21 protein-coding genes and 1 riboswitch are annotated in these 19,721 nt (G+C 45.1%); of the genes, 3 read left to right on the plus strand and 18 right to left on the minus strand.

What is annotated here, in order from left to right; all coding sequences use genetic code 11:
* Positions 1-91: 91 nt before the first annotated feature.
* The 5 genes from thyA to pdhA form a co-directional block, all read right to left on the minus strand.
* A complete protein-coding gene (gene thyA / locus P364_RS0111950; protein WP_024630355.1) occupies positions 92-886 on the minus strand; it encodes a thymidylate synthase in 795 nt (264 codons plus the stop codon).
* Positions 887-1,213: 327 nt separating this feature from the next.
* A complete protein-coding gene (lpdA, locus tag P364_RS0111955) occupies positions 1,214-2,629 on the minus strand; it encodes a dihydrolipoyl dehydrogenase (protein WP_024630356.1) in 1,416 nt (471 codons plus the stop codon).
* A 3-nt stretch (positions 2,630-2,632) separates the two neighbouring features.
* Positions 2,633-3,955 carry a dihydrolipoamide acetyltransferase family protein gene (locus P364_RS0111960; RefSeq protein WP_024630357.1) on the minus strand — a complete coding sequence of 441 codons (1,323 nt, stop codon included), beginning with the start codon at positions 3,953-3,955 and terminating at the stop codon, positions 2,633-2,635.
* Between the two features lie 175 nt (positions 3,956-4,130).
* The gene (locus tag P364_RS0111965) at positions 4,131-5,108 is read right to left on the minus strand and encodes an alpha-ketoacid dehydrogenase subunit beta (protein ID WP_024630358.1); all 978 of its coding nucleotides are present in this window, start codon (positions 5,106-5,108) and stop codon (positions 4,131-4,133) included.
* Positions 5,109-5,213: 105 nt separating this feature from the next.
* The gene (pdhA, locus tag P364_RS0111970; protein WP_024630359.1) at positions 5,214-6,281 is read right to left on the minus strand and encodes a pyruvate dehydrogenase (acetyl-transferring) E1 component subunit alpha; all 1,068 of its coding nucleotides are present in this window, start codon (positions 6,279-6,281) and stop codon (positions 5,214-5,216) included.
* 255 nt (positions 6,282-6,536) lie between these two features.
* On the opposite strand from pdhA, the gene P364_RS0111975 reads away from it, so the two are divergent.
* Positions 6,537-7,271 carry an alpha/beta hydrolase gene (locus tag P364_RS0111975; protein WP_024630360.1) on the plus strand — a complete coding sequence of 245 codons (735 nt, stop codon included), beginning with the start codon at positions 6,537-6,539 and terminating at the stop codon, positions 7,269-7,271.
* A gap of 157 nt (positions 7,272-7,428) precedes the next feature.
* Here P364_RS0111975 and P364_RS0111980 read toward each other — a convergent pair whose 3' ends face one another.
* Together P364_RS0111980 and P364_RS0111985 are read right to left on the minus strand one after the other, a co-directional pair.
* Positions 7,429-7,899 carry a low molecular weight protein-tyrosine-phosphatase gene (locus P364_RS0111980; RefSeq protein WP_024630361.1) on the minus strand — a complete coding sequence of 157 codons (471 nt, stop codon included), beginning with the start codon at positions 7,897-7,899 and terminating at the stop codon, positions 7,429-7,431.
* A 1-nt stretch (position 7,900) separates the two neighbouring features.
* Entirely contained in the window at positions 7,901-8,569 is a 669-nt protein-coding gene (locus P364_RS0111985) for a trimeric intracellular cation channel family protein (protein ID WP_024630362.1), read from the minus strand.
* Between the two features lie 187 nt (positions 8,570-8,756).
* Between P364_RS0111985 and P364_RS0111990 the strand changes: the two genes are divergently transcribed.
* Together P364_RS0111990 and P364_RS0111995 are read left to right on the plus strand one after the other, a co-directional pair.
* Positions 8,757-9,398 carry a thiamine diphosphokinase gene (locus P364_RS0111990; protein ID WP_024630363.1) on the plus strand — a complete coding sequence of 214 codons (642 nt, stop codon included), beginning with the start codon at positions 8,757-8,759 and terminating at the stop codon, positions 9,396-9,398.
* Positions 9,399-9,680: 282 nt separating this feature from the next.
* On the plus strand, positions 9,681-10,181 hold the full coding sequence (locus tag P364_RS0111995; protein ID WP_024630364.1) for a C40 family peptidase: 501 nt from the start codon (positions 9,681-9,683) through the stop codon (positions 10,179-10,181).
* 135 nt (positions 10,182-10,316) lie between these two features.
* Here the strand turns inward: P364_RS0111995 and P364_RS0112000 are convergent, their stop codons facing one another.
* The 11 genes from P364_RS0112000 to P364_RS0112050 form a co-directional block, all read right to left on the minus strand.
* A complete protein-coding gene (locus tag P364_RS0112000) occupies positions 10,317-11,006 on the minus strand; it encodes a response regulator transcription factor (RefSeq protein WP_024630365.1) in 690 nt (229 codons plus the stop codon).
* Between the two features lie 173 nt (positions 11,007-11,179).
* Entirely contained in the window at positions 11,180-12,229 is a 1,050-nt protein-coding gene (locus tag P364_RS0112005) for a MoeB/ThiF family adenylyltransferase (protein WP_024630366.1), read from the minus strand.
* Positions 12,226-12,993, minus strand: coding sequence for a thiazole synthase (locus P364_RS0112010; protein WP_024630367.1), 768 nt, complete (start codon positions 12,991-12,993; stop codon positions 12,226-12,228). The genes P364_RS0112005 and P364_RS0112010 overlap by 4 nt, the downstream gene beginning before the upstream one ends.
* Before the next feature lie 3 nt (positions 12,994-12,996).
* Positions 12,997-13,200: a sulfur carrier protein ThiS gene (gene thiS / locus P364_RS0112015; protein WP_024630368.1), complete on the minus strand. Its 204-nt coding sequence runs from the start codon at positions 13,198-13,200 to the stop codon at positions 12,997-12,999.
* Positions 13,197-14,426, minus strand: coding sequence for a glycine oxidase ThiO (gene thiO / locus P364_RS0112020; protein ID WP_024630369.1), 1,230 nt, complete (start codon positions 14,424-14,426; stop codon positions 13,197-13,199). The genes thiS and thiO overlap by 4 nt, the downstream gene beginning before the upstream one ends.
* A gap of 4 nt (positions 14,427-14,430) precedes the next feature.
* The gene (locus tag P364_RS0112025; protein ID WP_328285956.1) at positions 14,431-15,150 is read right to left on the minus strand and encodes a thiamine phosphate synthase; all 720 of its coding nucleotides are present in this window, start codon (positions 15,148-15,150) and stop codon (positions 14,431-14,433) included.
* A 187-nt stretch (positions 15,151-15,337) separates the two neighbouring features.
* A riboswitch (TPP riboswitch) is annotated at positions 15,338-15,447 on the minus strand.
* A 125-nt stretch (positions 15,448-15,572) separates the two neighbouring features.
* On the minus strand, positions 15,573-17,123 hold the full coding sequence (locus P364_RS0112030; protein WP_024630371.1) for an ABC-F family ATP-binding cassette domain-containing protein: 1,551 nt from the start codon (positions 17,121-17,123) through the stop codon (positions 15,573-15,575).
* Between the two features lie 132 nt (positions 17,124-17,255).
* The gene (locus tag P364_RS0112035) at positions 17,256-18,239 is read right to left on the minus strand and encodes a hypothetical protein (RefSeq protein ID WP_024630372.1); all 984 of its coding nucleotides are present in this window, start codon (positions 18,237-18,239) and stop codon (positions 17,256-17,258) included.
* The gene (locus tag P364_RS0112040) at positions 18,226-18,777 is read right to left on the minus strand and encodes a hypothetical protein (protein WP_024630373.1); all 552 of its coding nucleotides are present in this window, start codon (positions 18,775-18,777) and stop codon (positions 18,226-18,228) included. Before P364_RS0112040 ends, P364_RS0112035 begins: the two co-directional genes overlap by 14 nt.
* A complete protein-coding gene (locus P364_RS0112045; RefSeq protein ID WP_024630374.1) occupies positions 18,774-19,172 on the minus strand; it encodes a hypothetical protein in 399 nt (132 codons plus the stop codon). The genes P364_RS0112040 and P364_RS0112045 overlap by 4 nt, the downstream gene beginning before the upstream one ends.
* Positions 19,173-19,188: 16 nt before the next feature.
* Positions 19,189-19,674, minus strand: coding sequence for a hypothetical protein (locus P364_RS0112050; protein ID WP_024630375.1), 486 nt, complete (start codon positions 19,672-19,674; stop codon positions 19,189-19,191).
* Positions 19,675-19,721 lie beyond the last annotated feature (47 nt).

Raw genomic sequence — 19,721 nt, forward strand, 5'->3', positions numbered from 1 at the left:
TGCTCACGTAGTTTTCCCTATGCTCCGCTACTCCATTTCTATCTTCATTCCATCTACTCGGCACTGAAAACCAGACTATTTGAACATGTACTTATACTGCAATCGGGGCTTTAATACCCGGATGATGCTGATAGTTCTCAAACTCAAAATCTTCAAACGTATAATCAAAAATGGAATCCGGCTTACGCTTGATGACCAGTTTAGGCAATGCGTATGGTTCACGCTCCAACTGGGTTTTCACTTGTTCCACATGGTTTGAGTAGATGTGTACATCCCCACCGGACCAGATGAACTCTCCCACTTCAAGATCACACTGCTGGGCAATCATATGTGTCAGCAATGCATAGCTGGCAATGTTAAATGGCAACCCCAGGAACGTATCCACGGAACGCATTGTGAGCATACATGATAGTTTACCCTCAGCCACGTAAAACTGAAACGCGAAATGGCAAGGGGGCAGTTTCATGTTGTTAATCTCCGCCACATTCCAGGCGCTAACGAGGTGACGTCGTGAATCCGGATTGTTTTTAATTGAATCTATAACAGCTGCAATCTGATCAATCTTCTCTCCATTGGGTGCTTCCCAAGTGCGCCATTGAGATCCGTATACCGGACCCAAATCACCGTTTTCGTCAGCCCAATCATCCCAGATCTTCACACCATTTTCCTTCAGATAGGATATATTCGTATCCCCGCTCAAAAACCATAACAACTCATGAATGACTGATTTCAGATGGATTCGCTTGGTTGTTACAAGCGGGAACCCTTCGGATAGGTCATATCGGAGCTGTCTTCCAAAAACAGATTGGGTTCCCGTTCCGGTGCGGTCTCCCTTATGCACGCCGTTATCCAGGATATCCTGTAATAAATCAAGATAGTTCTTCAAATTATAGTCCCCTCGCACTTCTTATTTCACAGCAATAAAAACAAACGAGAACATTCACAGTAGTTGTGTTTGCTCCAATTTGCCTTATTGAAACAGCACAGAGCTAAGGTCGATGCTGTCATATTCGTTGTTACAGTGTACCACATTGAGATTCAGATTGCATGATGCTTCATCGATAAAAAGATATACGTAAAACCAATAATTTTGAGTCTTAACAGACTCACTTGAGGTATTTATACAAAAAAAGGGATAGACAACGCTGTAACACGTTATCCATCCCTTCTTGATTTACGTATAATACCGGACGAATCCGAAGCTTAGACGATATTAGCGGGAAATGATGTGGATCGGGTGACCCATAACCAGTTCCGCAGCTTCCATCACGATTTCGCCCAAAGTAGGGTGAGCGTGAATAGTCAGCGCCAAATCTTCCAGAGTAGCACCCATTTCGATTGCAAGGCCAAGCTCAGCAATCAGGTTGGAAGCTTCCAGACCTACGATTTGGCAACCCAACACGAGGCCGCTTTCTTCGTCAGCTACGATTTTCACGAAGCCCTCAGCGTGGTTCAAAGATACAGCACGGCCATTACCCGCATAAGGGAATTTGCCAGCTTTTACTTTGTAGCCTTTTTCTTTAGCTTCTTTCTCAGTGTAACCTACGCTGGAGCACTCAGGATCTGTGAAGACAACTGCCGGCATACATTTGTAGTCAACTACAGATGGTTGTCCTGCGATCGCTTCAGCAGCCACTTTACCTTCATAAGAAGCTTTGTGGGCAAGTGCCAGACCGGATACGATATCACCGATTGCGAAGATGTGAGGAATGCTGGTACGGCCTTGGTGATCAACTTTAACGAATCCACGCTCGTCAACATCTACGCCAATCAGGTCCAGACCAAGCTCTCCGTCTGTATTTGGACGACGTCCAACAGTAACAAGCAGGTAATCTGCAGTTACTTCTTTGGACTCACCATTTACGGAATATTTAACAGTTACATCTTTATCCGTTTGCTCCGCACTTTCAGCTTTTGCACCCGTTACGATTTCGATGCCTGTTTTCTTCATGTTTTTAGCTACGAGGCTAGTCATATCTTTATCGAAACCTGGCAGTACTGTATCCAAACCTTCGATGATTGTTACTTTTGCACCGAATTTGGAATACATTTGACCAAGCTCAGCACCGATATAACCGCCACCGATAACTATCATGCTTTTTGGAACTTCAGGCAAGTTCAGAGCTTCTGTTGAAGACAGAATGCGTCCGCCAAACGGGAAAGGTTTCAGTTCGATTGGACGGGAACCTGTTGCAATAATTGCATTTTTAAATTTGTAACGTGGTGACTCGTGATCGTTAAATACACGAGCTTCGTTTTCGTTGATGAACATGCACTCACCGTTGAAAACTTCAACTTTGTTGCCTTTGAGCAAACCAGCTACGCCGCCAGTCATTTTCTTAACAACGCCGTTTTTGAATTCTTGAGTTTTGCTGAAGTCCACTTTCACGTTCTCAGCAGAAATACCAAATGCTTCACCGTGAAGTGCAGACTCATATTGATGTGCAGCCGAGATCAGAGCTTTGGATGGAATACATCCGCGGTTCAAACAAACGCCGCCCAGTTCGGATTTGTCTACAATCAATACGCTTTGGCCCAGTTGAGCGGCACGGATGGCAGCTACATAGCCACCAGGACCCGCACCAATTACTAATGTGTCGATATTGAGAGAAGCGTCGCCTACTACCATATCTTACACCTCCATAACAAGCAGCTCAGGGTTAGCGAGCAACTGTTTAATGTAATTCATAAAGTTTTGTGCTGTTGCGCCATCGATAATACGGTGGTCGAAGCTCAGGGAAAGAGCCATTACAGGTGCTGCAACAACTTCGCCATTTTTGATAACGGCTTTTTCGCTGATGCGTCCAGTTCCGAGAATTGCAACTTCAGGGAAGTTGATGATCGGAGTGAAGAACATACCGCCAGCAGAACCAATGTTACTGATGGAGATTGTGCTTCCTCTCATTTCGTTCGCGCTCAGTTTGCCATCGCGGCCACGAGCTGCCAGATCACGAATGGAATCAGCGATCATCCAGATGGATTTACGATCAGCGTCTTTGATAACAGGAACGATCAAGCCGTTGTCTGTATCTGTAGCAATACCGATGTTGTAGTATTTTTTGTAAACAATTTCGTTAGCTTCTTCATCGATCATTGCGTTCAGAGCAGGGAATTGGCGGGAAGCCGCAACCAATGCTTTAACGATAAATGGCAGATAAGTAACTTTTGTTCCTTTTTTCTCAGCAATTGGTTTCATGCGAGTACGGAAAGCAACCAGTTCAGTTACGTCCACCTCGTCCATGATTGTAACGTGAGGTGCTGTGTAAGCCGATTTAACCATTGCGTTAGAGATCGCTTTACGGATACCTTTGAATGGTACGCGCTCTTCTTCAAGGCGTTGATCAGCTGCAGCCGCTGCTGGTGCTGCGGATTTTTTCTCTTCCTGAGCCGGAGCTGCGGAAGATGCCGCTGCGGAAGAACCGCCACCATTTTTGAAGGATTCAACATCTTCTTTGGTTACTTTACCGTTGTTGCCAGTACCGTTAACCTGAGCGATGTCTACGCCTTGTTCGCGGGCAAATTTGCGCACGCTTGGTGTTGCCAGAACGTCTTTGGCAGGTACTGCCGGAACGCTGTTGTTGCCGCCTTCTTTAGCTGCATCCGAGCTGGAAGCTGCTGCAGAAGAACCGCTTGTGTCAGCTCCGCCTTGAGCTGCATCTTTTTCTTGCTCGCCTTGATCGCCAGCAGGAGCATCGTCTTGCTCAGGAAGCTCGCCTTCAGCGTCAATGATTGCAACAACTTCGCCTACGTGGCAAACTTGACCATCTTTTGCGAATACTTCTGTTACTGTGCCGTTAACTGGACAAGGTACTTCAACGACCGCTTTGTCATTCTGTACTTCCATGATGATGTCGTCGTCAGTTACTTTGTCACCGACTTTGATGTGCATCTTGATGATTTCGCCTTCGTGAAGGCCTTCGCCCAGTTCAGGGAATTTGTATTCAAATTTAGCCAACTGAAAAACCTCCTTGATTATGTCTCAATCCTGAAAACAACCCTTAACTCCAAGAAACAACCGTTACTGCTAGTGCAATAAACTGTTACTCAAGGGGCTAATGGCTGTTTACAGTGCAGCTAGCGCTGCGGTGTGGATCACCATACTGCGCCTTGCGGCATGTCAGATGATTAAATTAGAAATTTACGACTTTATTAACCGCGGCAACGATACGAGCCGGGTTAGGCAGCCATGTATCTTCGATTTGTGCAAATGGATATACAGTGTCCGGACCAGCTACACGCAGAACCGGTGCTTCCAAGTGCAGGATTGCTTTTTCATTGATTTGGGCAATGACTTCAGCTGCAACACCTGCGCTCTTTTGAGCTTCCTGTACAACAATTGCACGGTTTGTTTTCTTAATGGAAGCAACGATGGTATCGATATCGATCGGGCTAACCGTACGAAGGTCGATAACTTCAACTTTGATTCCTTGTTTTTCGAGCTCATCTGCTGCTTTCACAGAAGTGTGAACCATCATACCGTAAGTAATAATAGTTACATCAGAACCTTCACGAACAACGTTCGCTTTGCCCAACTCAACAGTGTAATCTTCTTCAGGTACTTCTGCACGGAATGCATGGTACAAGTTCAAGTGCTCCATGAAGAATACAGGGTCGTTATCGCGAATCGAAGCGATCATCAGACCTTTTGCATCGTAAGGGTTAGAAGGAACTACTACTTTGATACCCGGAGTTTGCGTAAGCAGACCTTCCAGGGAATCTGTGTGCAATTCTGCCGCTTTTACACCGCCACCAAATGGTGTACGGAATACGATTGGAGAATTGTATTTACCGCCGGAGCGGAAACGCATACGAGCGGCTTGAACTACCATTTGGTCAAGTGCTTCGAAGATAAAACCAACGAATTGGATCTCGGCAACCGGACGGAAGCCTTGAACACCCAAACCTACAGCCAGACCACCAATAGCGGACTCAGCGAGTGGAGTATCAAATACACGCTCTTCGCCAAACTCTTTTTGTAGACCTTCCGTTACACGGAAAACGCCGCCTACATTACCTACGTCTTCACCGAAAAGCAGAACGTTAGGATCACGTTTCAACTCAACGCGAAGCGCATCACGGATTGCTTCTTTCATGTTCATTTGTGCCATTTGCTTCATTTCCTCCTTAAACATTGACAGTTCACATTTGAATTCATACATGTATACCGGGACACCGGAACCCGTCCCGGATGTTTATGCTTTATCGGAAAAAACTTATTGGAAATCAGCTTTTTGCTCTTCCAAGTGCTTAGGCGTTTGTTCGAACATGCTGTCGATCAAGCCTGAAATCGTCATTTTCTCGGTTTTTTCCGCTTTTTTGATCTCTTCGTTCACTTTAGCTTTTGCTTCTTCTTTCACACGTGCTGTATCTTCTTCAGTCCAAAGACCTTTTTTCTCCAGATATTTAGCGAAACGTGCGATTGGATCTTTAGTGTTCCATTCTGCCTCTTCTTCTTTTGTACGATACTTGGAAGCATCATCAGAAAGGGAGTGAGGACGGAAACGGTAAGTTACAGCCTCGATCAATGTTGCGCCTTCGCCGTTGCGACCGCGTTCAGCAGCTTCCTGAACCGCTTTGATAACTGCAAAGATGTCCATACCGTCAACTTTAACACCTTTGATACCTGCTGCTACCGCTTTGTGAGCGATGGACAGAGCTGCCGTTTGTTTGGCAAAAGGAGTTGTGATGGCATAACCATTGTTTTGTACGAAGAAAATAACAGGCAGTTTGTAAACACCAGCATAGTTGAGACCTTCATAGAAGTCACCTTCTGAAGAACCGCCATCACCTGTGTACGTAATAACTACTTGTTTTTGTTTCTTCAACTTGTAACCCATAGCAATACCCATTGCGTGCAGGATTTGTGCACCAATGATGATTTGCGGCATCAATACATTAACGCCATCCGGAATCTGTCCACCATGTTGGTGTCCACGGGAGTACAGGAACGCTTGATAAAGAGGAAGTCCATGCCACACGAGTTGCGGAATGTCACGATAGCCAGGACATACAAAGTCTTCTTTTTCAATTGCAAATTCACTACCAACCATTGTAGCTTCTTGACCAGATACTGGAGCATAGAAACCAAGACGACCTTGACGGCCCAGGTTTACTGCACGGTCATCCCAAGTACGGGTAAATACCATGCGGTACATAATTTCTTTTAATTGATCGTCGGAAAGTTTAGGCATCATGTCTTTGTTAACGATTTCGCCGTCAGGAGACAGCACGGACAGAGCTTCTACATCCTCCGTATATACTTCATAAGGAACCTTGCTCATTTTTTTCTTCACCTCAACAAAAAATTTGAATATCAAGTTCCGCTGTTATAATATTATTATACACCTGTTTCACTGCATACGTCAAAGATATCCGTAATTTTTTTATGTTTCCTTCCGGATTGTATGTATAACAGGGGCTTAATATTGGTATAACAGCATAATACATGTTTGCGTGTTTGACCCATCCCCGCACAAGGTTAATCTTACCGTATTGCGCGGTTGAATGCAAAAATTTACCGAGAAAGGTGACGTTTTATGACGGATTCCCGCTATTTGAAACGCACGATTGTAAAGGAAGAGATTGAGAGCCGCTATCTCGGAGAGAAGCGCACACTTCGAATTTATCTTCCCCCTGGCTATAACGAGTTGCTTAGCTACCCTGTCGTTTATTGTCAGGACGGTGAAGAATTTTTCAATTTTGGACGTATCGCCACCACGGCCAACCGAATCATTCTCGACGAGGGAGCCGAACCTTTCATTATAGTAGGAGTTCAGGTCGACGTGTCTGTAAGAACTCAGGAATACGCCCCATTCGGCGATCGGTTCAAGGCGTATACCTCATGCTTCGCTGAAGAGATTATTCCCTATGTAGAAGAGAAATATCCTGTGCGCCGCTCTCCGCAGGAACGTGTTCTTGCCGGCGACTCACTGGGTGGCAGCGTTTCACTTCACCTTGCTCTACTCTATCCGAACCTGTTCACACGTGTCATCAGCATGTCTGGTGCTTACTACTCCGCTTCTCAGGAAATCTACGCTGCAGCTGAAGACTTGTCCTGGTTATCCATTTGGATGATTGTTGGTATGCAGGAGACTGCTTTTGAAGCCGACACCGGCACGTATAATTTTGTTCAATTAAACCGGGATACCCGTGATTTGCTGGAAAAACGAGGTGCACTCGTCTCCTATCAGGAGAAAGACGGGCGTCACCAATGGGGATTCTGGCAGAATGAACTGCCGGAAGCTTTGCTTTACTTTCTTCAGGAAAACTAACACGATCATAGAACAGGCGGCTGAAATGCCGCTTTTGTTTTACAGTCCAATGATATCGCTTACATAAACATTCAAAAAAGAAGCAGGCTCTCCTGCTTGTTCGTCCAGCTTCTTCTTTTGTACTACATCTGTCAATGTTCAGCAAATATCACATTGGTTATACCAGTGAATGCTCCTTCGCAATCCGATCTAGCAACACGTCGCAGCCCGCATCAAGCAGCCTGTACACTTCTTCAAAGTTCCCCGTATAATACGGGTCTGGAACTTCACGAAGTGTTTCGTCCGGCAGCATATCCATCATCTTGATAATTTCTGCTTCTTCACCACCGGTAACACTTCTTACATTAGCAGCGTTGGAATCATCCATGCATATAATGTAATTAAACTGTACGAAGTCTTCACTCTCAAATTGTCTTGCAGCCATATCAGCATAAGAAATTTGACGTGAATCAAGCAATTTGCGAGTCCCTTCATGCGGAGGTTTACCGACATGCCAGTCGCCTGTACCTGCCGAGTCCACTCGAATTTGTTGAGCCAGTCCTCTTTCATTAACTTTGTGGCGGAGGACAGCCTCAGCCATCGGCGATCGGCAAATATTGCCCAAACATACAAACAAAACGTTAATCATGTTATTCCCCCTTACTCAAGGTGCGGTTAAGTGGCGCTGTTGCTGTCTTAGGTTTCACACTCTCCGTTTGTACCAGAGAACGACGGGGCAGCTTCCATTTATAATGAACAGAACACATCCGGAAAAACACAACAGCAGCGAAACATATTAACAGTCCAACGTTCGTTGTGAACCAGCCCATGCCTACGGCAAAACCAGCGATTATTGCCCAAACGGCATAGATTTCATCCCGCAGTACCAGTGGCTTCCTGCCTGCCAACAAATCACGAATGATCCCACCGCCTATACCAGTCATCATTGCGGCAACAATCACCGCACTAATGGGATGTCCCATATTTGCCGCATATAACGCCCCTTGAATCGCAAATGCTGCAAGTCCGATCGCATCGAACAGCGCTTCTGTTCGCTTCCAGTGACCAATCCACTTAAGAGGTAATACAAACGCGATCGCTACAGATACTAAGGCAAGCATAATCAGCGCTCCCTGGCTCCACAGCATGGTTACAGGAACACCAATGAGAACATTACGAATAACTCCGCCTCCAAATGCAGTCACGAGTCCCAATACCAGAACGCCCAAAATATCATATTCCTCTTCCATTGCCACGAAAGCACCGGACATTGCAAATGCAATGGTACCTATAATGCTGAATACTTCAAAAATGTGCAAGTCCAACCCGTCCAAACCTCACTTTTCAAGTCATCTCCATGTTGCTCTACCCATTGTATCCGCGCAGGCTGAAATTGTGCAACCACATTTTGTGGATTATACTGGTTTTGTGAATGATAATTACATCAATTCATCACATTAGTAGAAGTGATTTAGTTTCTTCATTGATCAGGAAGGATGAAATAGAATGACTAAGAAACGAGTTGTTATTTTTACGGGTGGAACCCTATCTCCTCAATTTCTGAAAGAAATCGGTAAGGATGACATCATTATTGCGGCTGACCGTGGAGCTTTATTTTTAATAGAACATGGGATTCAGCCGCATATTTCTGTAGGAGATTTTGATTCCATTACAGAGCAGGAACGGGAGAGTGTACGAGATAACAGCGAACGGATAATCACCTGTGATCCTGTGCATAAGGATTTGACGGATACCGAGATGGCATTCGAAACAGCACTGGATCTTGAGCCTACTGACATTCTCTTGTTGGGCGCAACGGGTACACGCATGGATCATACACTGGCTAACGTACATATTATGGTCCGCGCTATGCAGCATCATATTTCCTGTACTCTGCAGGATGAACACAATTATATGATGCTAACGACCTCCGAAGCTTTCGTGGAGGACCGTGGTTATGAGTATATCTCCCTGCTTCCTCTCACCAATGAAGTTACAGGTATCACGCTGGAAGGTTTCATGTACCCACTGGAGCAAGCCACCATACGTATGGGGCAATCTTTGGGGATTAGCAACAAACTGCTCGGAAAGTCTGGCACCGTCTCGATCGATAGTGGGTTGTTACTCCTTATTCAGAGCAAAGATTAAGCTTTAGTGCAGACTTATTACGTTTTTGTAACCTGTGATTTAGATCAAAAATAATCGTATAAAACAACAAAGACCCTTGATATATCAAGGGTCTTTTCTATGTTTATAACATTCAAGATTCGTCAATGATTAATTTTTTGACATTTTTAATGGTATTTTAATAAACAAACCCAAACCGTTGCGGCTCTAAGGACGAACAGGTTCCATCCAATTTCTAGGCTGTTACAAAGCTGTTATACTCGCTCTAGCAACTAAACGAAAACGAATTTTGGAGGTACTCACATGAAAACAAACATCTTTGTCCAAAAGGCCGTAACCGTCGGGTTGTGCGCTACACTAGGTTTTGGAGCTGTATTAATGACTAATGCACCTGTTGCACAAGCAGCAAGCGCTTCTGTATCCACAGGACAACAAATCGTGAACTATGGTAAAACCTTTACAGGAACTCCATATAAATTTGGTGCGTCAACTTCTACAACCAAAAATTTTGACTGCTCTTCTTTTATGAAATACATCTTTAAAAAGTATGGTGTTGATTTGCCGCGTACATCCGTTAAGCAATCCAAAGAAGGCGTAGCTGTGTCTAAAGCAAATCTACGCGTTGGAGACTTGGTCTTCTTTTCAAGCGGTAGTCGGTCTACAGGCTCCAATATTACTCACGTAGGTGTATATGCAGGAGACGGAAAAATTCTGCACACGTACGGATCACCAGGTGTTACTCTTTCCGACCTGAACTCGGGAAACTGGAAAAAAACATATATTAAAGCTCGCCGCGTACTGTAGTTCATGCTTCTGAAAAAACGAGCGAGTGGGGCCGGATCTGATGATCCGGTCCTTTTATATTTACCCGATAAAGTTCTCTGTTCAAACAGGAGTAATGTGGAAAACAGGAATGGAGTTCGCCGATACGACCCTTTTTTAATGAGAATGAAGCATATAGCCGATCCCCCGAACGGTATGAATTAATTTGACGCTCCTCCCCTTATCCACTTTCACCCGCAAATGTTTGATATACACATCCACCACATTGGTATCCATTGCAAAATCATACCCCCACACTTCCCTTAAAATAACGCTCCGCGCACATGCCTCGTTCACATGACGGGCCATAAACTCCAGCAGTTCGTATTCTTTCGGAGTCAATACCAGATATTCACCTGCACGACTTACACGACGTGAACGCAGATTGACCTTGAGATCATGCACAACAATGACTTCTTCATCTTCCTGTGCAGCATGTGAGAACACACGTAAAAGATTTCGTATTCTGGCCATCATCACATTACCATGAATAGGTGCTTCCATCACATCATTAGCGCCGTAATCGAGTAATTCCACAATTAATTCAGGCGATATCTTGGGAGTAATCACAAGTAATGGAGAGGTGACACCCCTGTGTACCAAAGATTCCAGTCCACTCTTCAGGTTATCTTCATGACAGCCTTCATTTATTAATATGATCATATTGAGATTGGTTAGTGTTAGTTCAGAAAGATCGTGCAGTTCTGTCCATTCCATTTGCTCGACTTGGTACCCTTCAGCACCCAATATGCCTTGAATAAAAGAAAGCAGATCGCCCCTGCCAACCAGTAATATGGATATTTTCATTTTTCACCCGGCCTGTCTTATACGCTGCTACCTTGGTTAGTTTCAACTACACTTGGTCTTCACATACTTGTGACCACTGTGCATCGCAGCATTCTTGTATGTTTATCATGCCGTAAAATGAAAAAGTCCATTCCCGGAAGGAACGGACTCGAAGAATTCATTTGTTTTTATCTCTAACCAAAGTACCGATGAACCAGTGTACGGGCCTCTGCCGTGTCTTTTGTTCCATGAACAAGGACGCGCCCATCCTGAAAAATGACCATCCTGTACGCTCCAGTTGTGAAAGAAACCAAAAATGGATTGGCCTCCACTTTGCCCTCATCCAGCTTACCGAGTCGATCAGCCGTATGCTGCAAATCCAATTTCATTCGCCGGGAAGGACGAATCTGTACTGTATCCCTGCCACATAATACATCTGTTTTTTCCAAGTTTGAAGCTGAGAGGTACGGATAATTTGCCTTTACTCCGCAGGAAGGACAATCTTCTTTTCTGGCACCGTCAACGTTAATGGATATATATTCATTTCTCCACACATCGAAAGATAGCAATTTGCGTCTAAGCGCATCTGGATTACCACTAAGAAACTTCATCGCTTCAGCAGTCTGATTCGCCGTAACCATCTGCACTGCCTGAGGGATAATGCCTGACGTATCACAGGTGTCCCCACCTAACGGAACCTCACCCAACAAACAGTTTAGACAAGGGGTTTCTCCAGGCAGAAATGTGTAGGTAATTCCGTAACTGCCCACACATCCGCCATAAATCCAGGGAATGCGATACTTCTGAGACATGTCATTTATTAAAAGCCGGGTATCAAAATTATCTGTTGCATCCATGATTAAGTCTGCATTCTGAACCAATTCTTCCAGTTCATCCACTCTAACGTCTATCACTCTACCTACAACTTCAACTGTAGAGTTAATCTCCGATAGGCGCTTCTTCGCTGCCATCGCTTTAGGCATTCGCTCAGTGGCGTCTTGCTCTGTATATAACTGTTGTCGCTGCAGGTTGCTCCACTCCACATAATCACGATCTGCAATGGTAATATGGCCAATTCCCGAACGCACCAGTGTTTCTGCAATCCCCGTGCCAAGCGCACCAGCTCCAACAATCAATACTCTGCTGTTACTCAATCGATGCTGACCTTCCTTACCGATAGGTGTGTACCGTTCCTGTCTGGAATAGCGGTCTCCCTGCTCAGAGGATTGTGTCTGATTAGTCATGTATGAACCATTCCTTCCGCCGGACTACTCGCCGCTGCATAGCGCTTGACGGGAATCATGCCTGCCTCATAAGCCAGTCTGCCTGCTTCAACCCCCATTCGCATTGCTTTTGCCATCTTTACCGGGTCCCCAGATCCGGAGACAGCCGTATTCAACAATACACCGTCAGCTCCCAGCTCCATCGCATGAGCAGCGTCTTTTGGTGAACGAAGTCCTGCATCCACAATGACAGGAACGACGGCTTGTTCAATAATAATCTCCAGATTATAGGGATTAATAATTCCTCTCCCCGCCCCTATGGGCGAAGCCCCAGGCATAACGGCATGTACGCCGAGTAGTTGCAATCGTTTGGCCAGAATAACATCATCCGAGATATAAGGCAGTACCGTAAAGCCCTTTTCAAGCAAGATCTCGCAAGCTTTATAGGTTTCAATCGGGTCAGGAAGCAATGTGATTCCATCGCCGATGACTTCCACTTTTATCATATCACAAAGTCCTGAAGCCCGAGCTAATTCTGCGATTCGCACCGCCTCCTCTGCCGTTGAAGCACCCGCTGTATTAGGAAGCAGGGTATACTTTTTCAAATCCAGTGTATCCAGAAAATGCTGTTTGTTGCGATCTTCCAGATTCAAACGCCGAACTGCAAACGTTAACACTTCCGTACCCGAGGCTTCAACTGCCTGGCTCTGCACTTCCAAATCCGAAAATTTGCCTGTACCCAGAAGTAACCTGGACTCAAACGTATAATTTCCAATCCTCAACATCGTTCAACCGCCTCCCACAAAATGTACAATTTCAATTCGATCTCCGTCTCTTAACGTTGTCGTTTCATGATATTCACGTGTTAAAATTTGCCGATTCAATTCAACTACCACGGTTTTCACTTGCAGATTAAACGAATGGAGTAATTTGTCCACACGATTTAAACGATCTTCAATATGCATGCTTTGTCCGTTGACAATGATTTTCACTGCAATATCTCCTTTCGGTTTAACCGTTCCGGACTTAGGTCCTGAATACCCAGCTCTTTCGAGGTTTTACCATTAATTAAGTCAGCCATTAAGCTGCCCGTGATCGCACTAAGCAGTATGCCATTACGATAGTGTCCAAAAGCAGCGAATAAACCCGGAACACTTTCACAAACACCCACATAAGGCAACCCATCCGGAGTCGAAGGACGTACTCCCGCCCACGCTCGGATAAAATGTGCTTCCTTCAAACCAGGCACCCAATTTGTCGCGGCTGCAAGCAGCTTCTGAATGCCTTGAACGGAGACCTTCATGTCTGTTCTTCCAGGAAGACTTGTCGCACCAATCCACACTTCTCCATTCGCTTTGGGAACAATATATATATCCTCTGCATACACCGTTTTGTCAGGTCTGTAACCGACATGGTGGGGTGAGAACTGCACCGCTGCAATTTCACCCTTCACAGGCAAAACAGGTACACCAAGGCTCACTTGTCTCATCAATTCTTCGCCTTGTAACCCTGTAGCGATAATGACATTTCTCGATGTCATTGTTCCAATTGAAGTCTCAATACCTTGCACTCCATTCATGTCCGTACGCAAACAGACATTCTGCACACCTTCCATCACCCTGGCACCCAGGGCTTGAGCCGATCTGACATAAGCCTGCGTTAGATTGACAGGAAGAACCTCGCTCTCGGAAGGTCTGTAATATGCGCCATACGTATCCCTGTTTAACCATGATGCTTCTTGTTGGACAGCCACACGATCCCACCAAATATGTTCTGTAGATAAGGAAGACGATCGGTTATTCTTGTAACTGCTGACCTCACTGTATGAACGGAAAGGAGTAATAAATCCATGCTGTTGCAAACCCATTTCCACTCCGCTAAGTGAATGGATTCGCTCCTTCTGCTCGTGAAGTAATGCTCTACTCTGCCGCGCAAGCTTCGCCATCACAGCATGAGTGAATTCCTCGCTGTCCGCAGCAAGCATCCCGGCAGCTGCACAGGAAGTCCCCCCGGCGATCCGCGCACGCTCAACCAAAAGAACGTCATGGCCTCGAGTTGCGAGTTCACATGCAATGGCACATCCGATAACTCCTCCGCCTACAATAATGGTTTCTGCATGAAGCTTGCCACGAATCTCCGCTCCAACTTTACTCCTGGATACTGTCCCTGGATGATAACCTGAACGATTCCTGCTCCGGCTTCTTGCTTCCTCACTCATGTTTTCAGCTCCTCGGTTCGGCGTTCTCTGAATCCCTGATTGCCTGCCGCAATGAAGCGGCAGCCAGCTCCGGCTTGCTGTTCATCCAAATGGTTGAGATTACCGCAGCACCTTTGGCACCCGCAGTACGAATAGCCCTGATATTCTCCGGTCTAATCCCGCCAATTGCAATCACTGGAATCGAAACATTGGAGCATACTTCAGCCAACGCAATAAGTCCTCTAGGTTCGCAATTCGGTTTACTATTGGATTCGTATACATGCCCGTAAAAGAGATAATCCGCTCCACGTTCTTCTGCAACTTTTGCTTCTTTCAGAGAATGAACCGACACGCCTACACGAAGCCGGTTCAGTCGATTTAACTCAGCCAGATCATAGCCTTGAATAGCTGCTTGACCCCAATGCACACCACCCAACCACGCTTGTTGAGCCAGCTGATCTAAGCCGTTCATAACGATTCGTTTAGATGGAACACCTTGTGTTTCTAGACTTTGCGCCCAATACATCTGCTGCTCAAGGGTCAGCCTTTTTTCCCGAATGTGGATATAATCGACCCATCGCCACACTTTCTTAGCCGTATCCAGAAAAGAGTCCATGTCTCCCTTACCTGGTGAAACCAGATGCAGTTCGAATGATTGTGTTGTTACATGTTCATGGAAGATTGCCGTCCTGTTCGCCCTCCTCTTGCGTGCATTAAGCTGATATAAAACAACAAAAAAAGCCACTCCCGTAGGGGAGTGGCCACGAATTTAAAATTCATGATCAACTGAATGACTGTCACATGCAATTACTCTATACATAACGTATAACCAACTATAAAAACGATCCATAGTCGCAACGTAGTATACCTGAAACCGCATGATTCATCTTGCAGGCAATATCGCAAAGTCAACGATAACGCCCTTTGTCATTAGCTGAAACGCGCCACTTCCCTACGCTGGTATGATCCAGATCAGGTGCAAAGGGTCCGGAATCGCATTCTTCCATCTCAGCCGCATCGTGCGGCCCCCCTAGTGTTCATATGAAGCTGTAGCCTATGTTACCATAGACACCTTTTTTTGTCACCGTTACATTTCCAATTATTACGTTGTTTATCCATTGCTGAAGACAATGAAGTTATCGAAGTAGCTTTTCTGGTTTAAAGAAACTATTGTTTCTCGGACCAAGCTTCAACATCCCACGTTTTGGTTACCCAGCCTTCATAAAATTCAGGTTCATGGGATACAAGCAGCACGGTACCCTTGAATTCTTGCAAGGCACGTTTCAGCTCTGCTTTGGCCGTCACATCCAAATGGTTCGTAGGCTCATCGAACAAAATCCAGTTACTTTCACGCATCAGAAGCTTACACAAACGAACCTTCGCTTGCTCTCCACCACTAAGCGCGTTAAGCGGACGGGTGATATGCTCATTTTTCAATCCACAACGTGCGAGATGGCCCCGGACTTCATTCTGTGTCAGATGAGAAAATTCATTCCAAACATCTTCAATCGGGGTAATATTACCTGCACGTACTTCCTGTTCGAAATACGCTGTTTCCAAATAATCACCCAAGAAAGTCTTACCACTGAGAGGTGGAATTTTCCCCAAAATGGTCTTGAGCAGTGTTGATTTACCTACACCGTTACATCCAACAATAGCAATTTTCTCGCCACGCTCGATCGTCATCGTCATTTTGGGCAACAATGCATACGAATATCCAATCTCAAAATCAATACCCTCAAAGACCGTTTTACTGCTCGCTCGGGCATCCTTGAAATTAAACGTGGGTTTGGCTGCTTCGTCTGGACGATCAATCCGTTCAATCTTACCGAGCTGCTTCTCACGGCTCTTGGCACGACCGGAAGTGGAAGCGCGGGCTTTGTTCCGCTGAATGAAATCTTCCTGCTTCTTGATATACTCCTGCTGTTTCTCATAAGCGTCAATATGTTGGGCCTTATTCATGTCAGCCATTTCAAGGAATTTGTTATAGTTGGCTGCATAACGCGTCAACTTGGCAAATTCCAAATGATAAATAACGTTAACGACCTCATTCATAAATTCCGTATCATGTGAGATCAGAATAAACGCGTACGGGTAATCCTTCAGGTAGCGCGTCAGCCATTCAATGTGTTCCACATCGAGATAGTTCGTCGGCTCATCCAGAAGAAGAGCAGTGGGTTTCTCGAGTAAAAGCTTGGCAAGCAATACCTTTGTACGTTGACCACCACTAAGCGCAGCCACGTCACGATCCAGACCGATGGCGGACAAGCCAAGTCCATTCGCCATCTCTTCCACTTTCACATCAATCAGATAAAAATCACCTTGCTCCAATTGCTCCTGAATGTCACCCATTTCTTCCAGCAACAATTCGAGCTTGTCCGGATCGGCGTCTGCCATCTGATCCGTAATGGACATCATTTCTTTCTCCAACTCAAGCAAGGGCAGAAACGCATCCTTTAACACGTCACGAATCGTTTTTCCTGGCGTGAGCTTGGTATGCTGATCCAGATATCCATAACGAACTTTGGGGGTCCATTCGACCTTCCCTTCGTCCTTTAACAATTTCCCGGTAAGGATGTTCATCAGTGTGGACTTGCCCACACCATTTGCACCAACAAGGCCTACACGCTCTCCGGCAAGTAAACGAAAAGATACATTTTTAAATAACGTGCGGTCTCCAAAATTGTGACTCACGTTCTCTACTGACAATAAACTCATAAGATGAGGTTGCTCCTATCTATTGGACATTACTATCGTTCCGAAACCCTATTTTAGCACAGGTGTTGCCTTTTCTGAAAGTAATGTAAACATCTCATGCAATCTTGCTTTTATATTACAAACAAACTGCCATTAATTCGTGGAACAGTTATACTCAAAATAACCTTGCGCTGCCGCTTGTTTGGCATATGTAAACACTTCTTCCGCTCTGTAACCATTGTTACAGGTAGAAGGGTAATAATATTTGATTCCACTCAACGGATCAACTCCGCCAACAATCGCTGTTTTCTTCACCAGTCTGCCACCACCAATGGCATAATTGTTAGTTTTTTGGTTACCTACAGGTATTCCTTGGATAAAAGCCATAAGCCCCGTGTCATTAATCGAGTTGTACCAGTCTTCCTGAGAAATCAAAGGCATCGTAAAGGTATAGGAAACACCATTCTTTCTCGCAAACTCATTATGCCTGTTAATTACATCTGCTAAATCTTCCTGCACACTTGTCACGATCCGGCTTCGTCTGATCTGCTCAAACGTCTCTGCATTTTGAAGAAGAGGGATACGTGTGACGGAGGCCAGTTCTTTCTGGAAACCCTCCACCCACTTGCCCAAGTCTGCATCATAGGCATATACATACCCATCGAGTGTGAAGTTAATACTGCTACCATTTGAATCCGAATATGTATAGGGCTTTTTGGGACTCCAAACCTGTCGGAATGTATCTTCAAGGTTACCGGTCATTTCTGTTTCGTTCGCCAAAATATAGTAACCATCATAATCCAGCACGACTATTGCAGGAATGTAATTAAACATGGTTCGTATAGCAATAGGATCATCCTGAATCCCCATATTTAGTGCCATGGTTTGGGTAAACGTAGTCAAAGCAAGATCTTTGTCCGCTTTAACAAATTTGGTCGAATCATACCCTGCTTCATCGTTTTGCTTCTCATTTTGATGCATCACAGCCCCTGCATCCAGTACAGCAGTATGAAGTGCCATCTTATATCGATTGCTTAAATATTGAGCCTCTTGGGCATTGTTTGTATTGTGAGATATAACCCAAAATATAGGTAAAAAGATAAGCACAAACACAATGGAAAGATCAGTAATCTTCATTGAGCACCATACCTCCATATGTGGTAAACACCGCTGCAGCCTGCGCAGACCCGTTCAACCACTCACGAATCAGCATGGCAGGTGTACGATTGGTATTTTTGACGGTTACTGTGAAGAAATCACCCATTGCCAGTGTATATCTACGCCCTGGATCGTCTGAAGCCAGCAAACCAGAAGAAGGAAACAGCTTTGCTTTGATCTGAGCTGAATAATAGCCATCCTGCACAGTTTCATAGGTTCCTGAGAATGTACTCTGATCCATCGGATCTGAATAATGAGGTACATATTTTTTGTGCGAATGTTCCATGGCAATCTCATAGGCGTTACCCGTTCGAGCCATCTGCTCTTCAAACTCTGCATACATGCCAGGTGAAATATATCCCTTTGTTCTGACCGCATCAACAAAACGTGTAACCGTCTGAACAACGGTCATTCGTGCCATGTCATCCTGTCGATCCGCAGTCTCGGCTGCCGGGTATACATAAAGCAAAATCACTGCCAGCAAAACTGCTAGCAGCTTGGATGCGGCATTAATCAAGGTGTACTGGCCTCCTTCCAAAATGCAATCTTCAGCAGTTCACCAGCCTCACTTCTTATGAACTCAGGTCTATACGAAGCACTAAGCAGGACAGGTATGGTTGCTCTTCTGTTTACAAGGGGATCAATGACGTATGCATTCCCGTCTACCTCTACGCTGACCATTGTCCCTGTCATTTGTCTCACAGTGTGTATGACCTCAGCACCACTATAACGGGTTGGTTCACTGATGCGTAAAGTAGTGGTCAGCCGCCCTTCCATCTCTGCTGTCGTCTGCACCCTGTGACTCAGAGCGTCTGATAGAACCCTAACATTTTTCTGCCCGTACAGGCAGGCTGTCACAAAAAGGACAACCGCCGTACAGAACAACATGAGCTGCTGTGTATTCTGGGACATCTTAAACCAACTCCTGTCAGGATTGCTGGAAAATAAGCCCTCTAACCACATTGGATCTGTCTTTTACAATAATTGCTTTGAATTTACCGCTTGGATTGACATACTGATTATCTTTTTCACTCATGGTCTGGTTGATAACGCCCACTTTCTCGTCAGGTTTAATAACAGAGCCATAATCCGCATTATTGAGATCCTGGGAAATGTTTAACTGATTACCATACCATTGTCCTCCTTTATTTTTACCTGTAATAACTTGAATCCCGAATTGATCCTTGTCCGCATATTTACGCAACGCGTTCGTAACCTGTGATCCGCTAATGGTAGTTCCGTCATAAACCGTAAATGCAGCTTGGGACAACTCGGTCTGGATATCGGCAAAATTGTTTTGTGCCGTTTTGGTCGCCTCCTGAGCCGAAATAAACAACAAAACTACAATTGTAATAAGGGCGATGGTCAGAAAGATGCCTGCTGCCACCTTTAAAGCGCTTGATGCATTGTTCATGATAAATCCTCCTAAATATATTGTTTTTAATTTATTTCAGACTGTGA

It is taken from the genome of Paenibacillus sp. MAEPY2, from assembly GCF_000499205.1.
GTDB classification, from domain to species: Bacteria; Bacillota; Bacilli; order Paenibacillales; family Paenibacillaceae; genus Paenibacillus; species Paenibacillus vandeheii.

Excerpts from the sequence above, each read along its gene's own strand:
- lpdA (WP_024630356.1), bottom strand. The coding sequence starts at position 2,629 with ATGGTAGTAGGCGACGCTTCTCTCAATATCGACACATTAGTAATTGGT.
- P364_RS0111965 (WP_024630358.1), bottom strand. The coding sequence starts at position 5,108 with ATGGCACAAATGAACATGAAAGAAGCAATCCGTGATGCGCTTCGCGTT.
- pdhA (WP_024630359.1), bottom strand. The coding sequence starts at position 6,281 with ATGAGCAAGGTTCCTTATGAAGTATATACGGAGGATGTAGAAGCTCTG.
- P364_RS0111975 (WP_024630360.1), top strand. The coding sequence starts at position 6,537 with ATGACGGATTCCCGCTATTTGAAACGCACGATTGTAAAGGAAGAGATT.
- P364_RS0111980 (WP_024630361.1), bottom strand. The coding sequence starts at position 7,899 with ATGATTAACGTTTTGTTTGTATGTTTGGGCAATATTTGCCGATCGCCG.
- P364_RS0111990 (WP_024630363.1), top strand. The coding sequence starts at position 8,757 with ATGACTAAGAAACGAGTTGTTATTTTTACGGGTGGAACCCTATCTCCT.
- P364_RS0111995 (WP_024630364.1), top strand. The coding sequence starts at position 9,681 with ATGAAAACAAACATCTTTGTCCAAAAGGCCGTAACCGTCGGGTTGTGC.
- P364_RS0112000 (WP_024630365.1), bottom strand. The coding sequence starts at position 11,006 with ATGAAAATATCCATATTACTGGTTGGCAGGGGCGATCTGCTTTCTTTT.
- P364_RS0112005 (WP_024630366.1), bottom strand. The coding sequence starts at position 12,229 with ATGACTAATCAGACACAATCCTCTGAGCAGGGAGACCGCTATTCCAGA.
- P364_RS0112010 (WP_024630367.1), bottom strand. The coding sequence starts at position 12,993 with ATGTTGAGGATTGGAAATTATACGTTTGAGTCCAGGTTACTTCTGGGT.
- thiO (WP_024630369.1), bottom strand. The coding sequence starts at position 14,426 with ATGAGTGAGGAAGCAAGAAGCCGGAGCAGGAATCGTTCAGGTTATCAT.
- P364_RS0112030 (WP_024630371.1), bottom strand. The coding sequence starts at position 17,123 with ATGAGTTTATTGTCAGTAGAGAACGTGAGTCACAATTTTGGAGACCGC.
- P364_RS0112035 (WP_024630372.1), bottom strand. The coding sequence starts at position 18,239 with ATGAAGATTACTGATCTTTCCATTGTGTTTGTGCTTATCTTTTTACCT.
- P364_RS0112045 (WP_024630374.1), bottom strand. The coding sequence starts at position 19,172 with ATGTCCCAGAATACACAGCAGCTCATGTTGTTCTGTACGGCGGTTGTC.
- P364_RS0112050 (WP_024630375.1), bottom strand. The coding sequence starts at position 19,674 with ATGAACAATGCATCAAGCGCTTTAAAGGTGGCAGCAGGCATCTTTCTG.